Below are 9320 nucleotides of genomic sequence, written 5' to 3'. Positions count from 1 at the left end.
CCAGTCGCCCATGTTGGCCCCCGCCCCCAGCGCCGCGGCTTTATAATGCTCGGCAAACTGCGTACCGCCGTATAAGGTCAAACCGTGGGGCAGCCCCCACATCAACGTCGCCTGGCCGAATTTTACGTCCTCTTTCTGACTGCTATCGCCGCGATATTCCGCCAGCGAGGCGGCGTATTTTAATCGGCCCTCTCGTTGCAGCACCGGAACGGCGGAGTACGGCACACTATAGCTGCTGGTGCTGCCATCGGATTCTTTCACCTCAACGATTAAATCGCCGCTGGCGGCCGTCGGGTAGAGATCGTTAATGGTAAAGGCGCCCGGCGGGACATAGCGCTGGTTGATGACATAGCCGTTCTGGCGAATGGTGACCTGCGCATTACTGCTGGCGATGCCGTGAATGGTTGGCGCAAACCCTTTCATACTGTCAGGCAACATGTTGTCGTCGGAAGCTATCTGCACGCCGCGAAACGGCAGGCTGTCAAACACGCCGCCGGGGGTATAGCTATCCCCCGCCGTCAGTTCGCTTTTCAGCGCCACAACATCCCGTTCCAGATAGGTGCTGATATGCTGCCAGTCGCTCTTGTTATCCCGGCTGCTGCTGTTGTAGTTCCAGGTGGAATCGTCACGGAGACGCCAGGCCCCCAGGTTTAGCCCACCGTTCAGTCCCAGAAAATAGTTATTTTCCGCCGAGCCATTACCGCTCTTATCGCTACTGTTGGCCCCGGTAAACGTGTAGTTCAGCAGCAGCGCATTCACCCCTTCATCCCAGTTTTGCGGAGGAATGTAGCCCCTGGCGTTATTGACCATTGCCGCCTGCGGGATGCTGATGTTCAGTCGCTGCTGGGCAAAATCAAAACTCACCGAAGCGGCGGGAATGGCGTCCGCGATATCGATACAGTCGGTTGGCCCGGCCTTCGCCAACGTCGCCAGAGCGGCGACGTTCACCCCCATATCCCGCAGCATCGCAGGGGTCAGACAAGCGCTTAACCCGCTGTTATCGCTGGCCGTTTGCCCCGGTTTGCGCGGGTTGAAGGTGATATCCCGGCTCGCCTGCCGTGTTTTATTCAGATAGATATCAACACGGTAAATACCAGGGGCCTGATTGTTATGGTTAAACGTTGAGAGATCGGCCACCGCCGACGGATCGTCGGAAAGAAAAGCGGGGTTAAAATAGTTTTCCGCCCAACCTTTTGGCGCCGCCAACGCGCTGGCTAACGCCAGGGCCAGGCTCGTCAACGCAGGTCTGGCGGTATTGTGCAAAGAGCGCTTCATGGCGTACATCCGGCGATATATCAATCTGGCAGGCAGGTTTGCGCTGGCGTCGTGGCGCCAAAATCATTGACCGTCTGAAAAACGGTGCGTCCCGCTGGCGCGTTCAGCGTCAATTGCCCTTTCGGCGACACCATGTTATTTGCCAGCTTCTTGCCGCCGACATACAGTTCCACCAGCGACACATAGTACGGAGAGGGATTGCTAATGGTTAATCGGCCATTCTCGTTATGGCAGCGCAGCGTTGCGGGCGCTTGCATCGACGACATGGGAAGCCCGTCAGGACGGACAAACAGCTTGATCACGCTCTGCGTGGCAATCTGCAGCGAATTGCCGGAGCGGCTATTTTTGTCCACCGAAGGGATGGCCTTGCTGTTCAGGTAAAAGACGCTCTCCCGATCTGTTGGCAGTGCCGGGCCTACGTACATAATCCGCAGCAAATTCTCGCTCTTCGGCGGCATGACAAATAGCGGCGGCGTAATGATAAAATCGGGTGAACGTAGCCCCTCGCCGTTAGACACCCACGACTGAATCAAAAAGACGTTATTGGCGGCAGAGTTTATGACGGACAGAGACGCTTGCTTCGCGCCTGCCGGGTAGATTACGCGGGTCGATCCCAGCGCGATCCCCCCCGCCTGCGCCATCTGGGCGACACTCAAGGTGGCCAATAGCAGCAAGCACCGCATCATCTGTCTTGTTTGTTTACTCATGTTTTACGTACCCGGATAACGACGACACTCTCTTTCGCGCCCCACACGCGAAAGAGAGCCAGAGAAGATCAGGAATAGACCATGCTAAATGTGGCAGTCGCGCTGACATTGCCCGCCGTCGCTTCACCGGTCGCGATATAGTCCACACTCAGCGGAATAACGTTTTCGCCGTTGTTCAGCGCCACGCTGGAGGAGGTATCCCCCACGTTGAGCACCTGCCCATCCGGGCCATATAGCTGCAGCGCAACGTTGGTTGCCGACCCCGCGCCCGCCGTATTCGCCAGCGTGCCCGCCAGGTTAGCGTCCTGCTGGCCGTTAAAGATCACCGCCGCGTTCTGTTTAACGGAGGTATCGCAATCTTCCAGCTTGATCGTAAAGTTCTCCTTCTGGTTGGCTACCATGCCCGCGGTGGTCAACTTCGCGGCGCGAACCTGGCTCAACTGCACGGTCTGGTTGATTGAATCAGCGGAAACAGAACAGGCGGCATCAACAACCTGACCAATAAAATTAACGGTGCCACCGGACACGGCGGTATTGGTATCGGTGAGTTGCGCAGCCGAAGCCGACATCGTTCCCCCCATGGCAATCGCGATAGCCGCCATGGCAAATAAATGCTTTTTCATAGATTTCCTTTTAAATTAACCAAAAATGGAATCAAAACACCCTGATAAAATTAAATTGAAAAACGAACCTGAATTTAAAAACAATAGCTCATAAAGACTTAATTAAAAGACCAGGCTAATTTCATTAAACACAATGATGATGACGTATTTTAATTATTAATTAAGTCTAATAAAGGATGCAATAAACATCCTTTATCTTTAAAGGACCAAACACAACCAACTGTATTAAAAGGAAAAACAGAAAGACAAACGGCCTATGGAGCATGGCCTATTGATTTATCTAAAAAACCATGATAAGTGACCTGTCGGTATATTTCTTATTTTTGAAAAACACTCTCAACATATTAACAACAATCATTCACTAATAAGCCACAGGTAATTTCTTGAGACCAACGAGACGACCATTATCGATCTGGATATACTCCCCCTTTTTTAATTCAGACAAAATTTTCAATACCCGACTGCGAGAGATCCCGGTGCGACGTTGAATAAAGGACAGCACATTGATGTTCTTTCGGTACCCTTGCGGATAGGCCCATACCTCAATCAACAACGCGCGCACCTTCAGGTAAGAGTCGACGCCAACCAGCTCACGGTCGCGCGCGCACATGACCATTAAACGAAAGGCCAGAAAGCGGGCCACATCGTGCCAAAGGTCGCATTCATCGGCGATTCTGATAAAGTCAGACAGCAGCACGGTGCGCCCACTGCACTCGGTTTCGGCAATAAGATAGTGTTCAGGTCGGGTTGTCACATCGTAAGTAATGCCATAACAATCGACTAATCCCATCACCGAAGGCGCAAAACCGGAACTAATGTGCATATTGTCATCACGTCGGCAGTACGAGAGAATCCCCTCCTCCAATAATACAATCCGATAACCTTGTTCTGAATCGAAAAACAGCTCTTCACCCGCTTGCAAAATAAATGGCTGACCAAATGGCAGCAGCGATGAAAAAAGAGTATCGATCGCCGCATGGGGTTTAGCCTGCTGAGAAAAAATAAATGAATGCAATGCATTCTCATTACCAGAAAAGTCTAAATTCATTATTATTTCATACATATAGATGATGATTGGTCGTTGAACAATATCGAGTCATTAGATCGGCTTCAATTAATAATACATAACGTAATACTTTAGAAATTATGATTAGCAACAGCACAAAAAACGTATAAATATCAAATTAAGCATATTCTTAAAACAAAAATAAAAAACAAATACAAAAATACACTTAATTTTTTTTAACAAAGAAAAAAACACGCTACTGCAACCACCAAAAATGAGAGGCCGGAACCGTCAGTATCCGGCCTGTTGCATCATACGAACACCAATCCACAGAACTCAATATCAGCGGAAATAACGTGGCGCGGCATAATATTCGACCATTTTTTCAGCTAACCAACCGCCATCTTCACCGTTGGAATGGATCGTCGTAATACTGATCGTCGAACCTCCGCCCCAAAGTACAGAAAAAACGTGATAGTCAGGCAGGTTCAGCGCCTGCATTTGCCCCCAATCATAGCCACCATCCTGACGAAGAAAATCGCCCACCGTCGCCACGCCGTACGTCGCACTGTTGACCGCCGTATTCAGCAAGCCTGACGTTATCGCGCTGATATCACTGCCTATTCGCTTATCGCCCATAAAGAACGTACCGCCGGAGGCAAAGTGCGCCGCCGCAATTCTGCTGGTACCTTCCGCCGCCGTCGGCATATGTCCGCCTGGAATTTGCCAAAGCATTGCGGGTCTGCCGAGATCCCGCGCCGCCTGCTTGACCATCCCCAGATAGTTAAGCCAGCAGTTAGCATTCCAGCCATAGTGCGCCAGCGCATCAGAGCTGAAACAATCACGTTCGAATTTATCAAAGGCGATAAAATCCGGGGCGTATTCACCGCGGTAAACGCCAAGTTCGTTGATAAAGGCCGCCATTGCCGCGCCAATGGAAGCAGGATTGGCATTGGCCTTCAGCACCCAATCCGCCGTACCAGTCGCCCAGACGTTGGTCTGCCAGCCGAATGCCACGTCCGGTGCAAAGTGGCGGACGATATAGTTAATCGCCTGTACGTAACCATAAATATCATTGCTAAAGGTTGGCAGCTGTGGCGCGATAAAACCGGGTATCGCTGGCAACGCATTCACTGCCGCCGCCAACTGCACGTTCACCTGCATGCTGTTCGCCTGGCGAACAGCGGTATAGCCATACGGCTCTTGCTGCATCGCGCCCAGTAAATCCGGGTTGAGCACGAAAGTCGCCGGAACCGCGTGCTCGCTATCCTTGTATGACTGCGCGGCCAGGCACTGAGTAATAAAGTTGCCAAAGTGGTTACGTAGCCGCTGGCTGTTTTGCAAATCGGCCAGTGCGCTGCCGCCGCTGGCGTTCGCGGTGTACACCACCATCACCGGCATAATCGGCCGCCCTGCCTCTTTTTCAATCTCGCGAACCAACGCAACCGTTTTATGGACCGGTAGAGAATCGTAGTCCAGGAAACCATCGCCGTTCCGGTCGACTTCCGCTGCCGGAATCGGGTCGCCGCCTCCGTCAAAACCATCGTATTTAAACAGGGCGCTAAACGGCACATCGCGATACAGCGATACCGTCTCCGGCGCATTCACCGTCACCCCGCCGTGCGCCAGATAGTCCGGCCAGCCTTTCACTCGCAGCGGTACCCCCTGAACAAACTCCAGCGTGATGTGGTTGATGCTTTGCCATACGCGGATCGGCGCGTCTTGTTCACAGCGCCACGGCGTTCCCTCGATGAAAACATCCGCGACCTGTAGCGAATACTGGCCCGGCTGTAAGCGCATCGGCAGCGTTTGCGGCTGGCTATCGCTGGCCAGCGTGAATACATACTGGTACTGACTATTAAAAAGTCGATAACGCTGCGGCGCGGCGCCCTTCGGTAGGCCCAGAACCGTCATCTGGACTTCGACAAACTCGCGGCTATCCACAGCAGCTTGCTGGAATGCGACCTCCACCGTGTTCACCTGCCCGGCAATCGGGGTAAACACCGTGGGGGATTCAGGCGTGGTTATCGACTGATTGTTAATGACAGTCGGTTGCAGGCAAATAGCATAGTCATGATCCGCCAGCAGCTGCGTCACCCACTCCGTCTGGTTAACGCCCATCGTCAGCGTCTGTTCGCATACGCCGGCAGGCGACCAAAGCTCCACCACCATCTCGGCGCCGGTTAAGCCAACGGCGTCGAGATTCAACGCCGCTGTCGCAAACTCGACAGGCGGCAGATATTCAATCGCGCATTCCTGAATGTCATCGCTGGCGGCAAGCGTCAGGGAAAACTGCGCTCGCTGCGGTGAAATCCGTATTTCATCGTCACATAACGTCAGGACGTTAATGCCATAAATACCCGCCGCGAGATCGCCAATCGTCAACGTCTGCCCCCACTCGCCCACCAGACGCTGGAACTGAGCATCGGGGAACTGCAGGTCAACCGTCGGTTTAAGCGACGTATTTGTCGCGACTGCCGGGAAGCGCAGTGCCAGTTGCCCCTGACGGGTAGGATCGTGCGCTAGGGTGGCCGTCAGTTCGCTAATCGTGACCGGGGTTTGTGTGGCAGCGAGATAAAACTGCAATTCCGCGCTCGCGCCAGCCGCCAGCGGCAGCTCGCCGTGATGATGAATCACGATGGTGTTTTTTTCTATCGGCCAGCCACCATCGCTACTCAGCGTCACCGGCTGGTTTCCCAGCATACTGCCGCTAAACGGGCTGTACTGATCGGGATGGCCCGCGGCGGTAAAAGCCAGCTGTAGCTGGTTCAAATCTATCGGCTGCGAATAGCGGTTGGTCAGCGTCAACGTGACGCGCTGGTACCAGCTCTGGGGATGCAGCGTACTGACGCTCAGCGCCGGAGCCTCGCCTTCCGCCGCTTCAGAAGAGGGCGTATCCGGCGCAACGTCGGGGATAACCGGCTCTGACTCCTGTTCCATGTCATCGGCAGGGACAATATCGTCCTGCGCGGCAGCAGCCAGCGTGAGCGTAAAGTCGGAAATGGCGACCGGCACCCGCGTCGCCGCAAAACTAAAGAAGAATGTACCGCTCTGCCCCGGCGCTAACAGCAGCGCGGCTGTGATGAATAACGATCTCATTTGCATCCAGCATGCCCTGCATCTGGCTGCTTAGGGTCAGCGGCATATCGCCTTTCAGCGTACCGCCAAAGTTGCCCCACGGATCCTGATGGCCGTTGCCGGTAAAACGAATCGCCGCCTGATTCATATCCACGGCGTCACTGCCATTATTCGTAAAGGTTAAGGTGATCTTCTGATACCAGTTGTTTTCATCAATACTGCTGTGCTTTATGGAGACGCTCATAAACGAGATTCCTCATTCCCTGGTGGAAAAAAGCCCCGGAATACCGGGGCTTGTGCCATGCGTTATGCTGCTGCCCTATTAGTAAGCGCCAAGGTCAGTCCATGCACCGCCGTTACCGCAGTTCAGGTCCGGCTGGTCGCCAACTGACCACCATTTCACCTGGTAGTTATGGCCTTTCCAGCTAACGATTTCGAAAGCGCCCCAGTTTGCGCCATACACCGTAGTGGCATCCCACAGCACGTAAGGGGTGGTTTCGTCCGCTGCCGGCGTCTCATCGGCCGCGGGGGGCGTCTCATCTTCCGGCTCAACCGGCGGCACGATCTCGTCTTCCTCTTCTTTCGGTTCGGGCTGTACCTGAGACAGCGCAGGAACCACGGTCAGCACAAAGCGCTGCTGTGTGGACGGTTCGTTGTAGCAATCGCGAACAAACAGCGTGAACTGCATCGCGGTTTTTTCACTCACTTCCGGCACAACAAACTCAATCACTTCCGCTGTTTTATCCGCTACCGCGATATCGGAAGGCACGCCCCAGCTATAGGACAACGCATCGTCATCTTCATCAGAAGAGCCTGCGCCAGACAGTTGAACGGTTGAACCACCCACAACCAGCAGTTCAATGGCCGCTTTCGGCGCATGGTTGATGTCGGTAACCGCGTCGTCTTTCTCCTCCTGCTCAACGTTGATGCCCTCAAAGTAGAATGGCTCCATATCGATGGTTTCAGACTCCATCTCATAACCCAGCCCTTCGCGCACCGCGTTAACCAACACGCCGTTGTCCTGGTCGATGGTCCAGGTGAACACACCGCCCAGCCCCAGCTTCGCGGCATATTCGCCTTTCGCTTTCACGGTACGCGGGGTGTCCAGAGACATAAACAGTTTGGATTCCGGGTTAAACAAGTAGTCGGCATCCGCCACCTGGTCGGTGTACACGTTGAAACCGTTACGGCCTTTCTGATTTTCCAGATCCAGGTAGTTATAAATCACGTCATACCATTCGCTGGTGCCGGATTCGAAAGATCCGGTGGTGGTTTCATACTCACCATTTGGCAGCACTTTGCCCGGATTGTAGGAGCCTTTCAGCGGCGACAGAGACTCAATTTCCACATTACGCGCATTGCGGGTATAGCCGGCGTAACCAATGTTGATGCGATCGGCAGGGAAACCTTCGGCCAGCAGATGATCGACAATCGTTTCCACAGACCAGCCGCCTTCAACCAACGCTTTACGATTGGTGTGGTGGCCCAGCGTTTCCGCCCACGGAGTGCCGAAGAAGTCATAGGTCATCAGGTTGATGCCGTACAGGCCAGCGGCCATCAGATCTTTCACTTTGGCGTAATCAAAAATCGTGGTCACTGCGGAAGCCGCGATAGAAATCTTCACGTTGCTCAGACCCGCGGAATCCAGTTGCTTACGCAGTTCACCGATCAGCAGCGCGTAGTTTGCGCCATCCTCCTCACCAAACGGGTTACCGGCGCCTTCGTTATTCGGGTATTCCCAGTCGATATCCACTTCGCTGAACATCGGGAATTGTTTGAACAGTTTCACCACGCCTTTAGCAAAAATCTTGCGTGAGGAATCTGAAGCAGCCGTTTCATGGAAGCCGTTACTCATGCTCCAGCCACCGATGCTCATCGACAGCGCCAGCGTATGGCCCTGTGCTTTCGCCTTTGCCTGTAAATCTCGCAGCGCGCCCAGCATCCCTTTCGCATTCGCTTGAGTCACCGTCATTGGGTCAACATCCCAACCGCTGACATCAAAGCCCAGATTCACATAAGACTGAAAATCGCCCCATGGATCGAGGAAGGTTGGTTCGTATTTCACTTTGCCGCAGGCCGCCGCGGCTTCCGCAACGACGTCGCGCTGCAGTTTGTCATTTTTCTTAAAACCGGTAATGCCGACAAAACCCAAAATCAATTTGTCATAAGCAGTTGGCGAAACATTGGTTAAATCATAGCCGCGGCCACGCTCTTCCGGAATATCAATCCCCTGTAAACGGCTATCGTACTGCGACCAATCGGTGTAATAACCGAATACCTTCGGTTTAGACGCGGATGCTTTATATTTGTTGTATACCGGCTTTGCCACTCGTGCAGAGGTATAACTTAATTTACTGTCATCTTTTGCGGGATTAAAACCATCTGCTGCATTGCTGGTTTCAGTAAGCGTATCGTTCTTGATCAGTTTGCTCGTAGCCATTTTAAATTTCCTTTTAAGTCTGAAAAAATATCGCAGTTCATGCTGCGGGGCCCATCATCCCGCTGGCGATAAAAAATGGCTAATCACTAAACATCATATTTATAACACACTCCCGAGAAATGGTTGGTGATGACGCCAATGAGCCATAAACAAACATCATCTTAAATATCATTTACCTGGATATTAAATAT

General features: G+C 53.0%; 5 protein-coding genes and 1 pseudogene. All 6 read right to left on the bottom strand.

Features of this window, described 5'->3' with window-relative positions:
- The coding region (locus NNN71_RS21725; RefSeq protein WP_271459315.1) for a fimbria/pilus outer membrane usher protein at positions 1–1284 on the bottom strand (1284 nt) is incomplete at its 3' end.
- Between the two features lie 11 nt (positions 1285–1295).
- Positions 1296–1982 (bottom strand): fimbria/pilus periplasmic chaperone, encoded by a 687-nt coding sequence (locus NNN71_RS21720; protein ID WP_163448206.1) that lies wholly within the window; start codon positions 1980–1982, stop codon positions 1296–1298.
- Positions 1983–2050: 68 nt separating this feature from the next.
- Positions 2051–2605: a fimbrial protein BcfA gene (locus NNN71_RS21715; RefSeq protein WP_249022344.1), complete on the bottom strand. Its 555-nt coding sequence runs from the start codon at positions 2603–2605 to the stop codon at positions 2051–2053.
- 361 nt (positions 2606–2966) lie between these two features.
- Positions 2967–3653 carry a winged helix-turn-helix transcriptional regulator gene (locus NNN71_RS21710; RefSeq protein WP_163449286.1) on the bottom strand — a complete coding sequence of 229 codons (687 nt, stop codon included), beginning with the start codon at positions 3651–3653 and terminating at the stop codon, positions 2967–2969.
- 300 nt (positions 3654–3953) lie between these two features.
- Positions 3954–6933 (bottom strand): annotated as a pseudogene (locus NNN71_RS21705) (chitinase).
- A gap of 78 nt (positions 6934–7011) precedes the next feature.
- Complete coding sequence (locus NNN71_RS21700) at positions 7012–9129, bottom strand: glycosyl hydrolase family 18 protein (protein ID WP_271459314.1); 2118 nt, start codon at positions 9127–9129, stop codon at positions 7012–7014.
- Positions 9130–9320 lie beyond the last annotated feature (191 nt).

Origin of the sequence: Kluyvera sp. Awk 3 (assembly GCF_028069715.1) — a bacterium.
Taxonomy (GTDB): domain Bacteria; phylum Pseudomonadota; class Gammaproteobacteria; order Enterobacterales; family Enterobacteriaceae; genus Kluyvera; species Kluyvera georgiana_A.
Note: the sequence above shows the minus strand (reverse complement) of the source record. Positions and strands in the feature narration are given on the sequence as shown.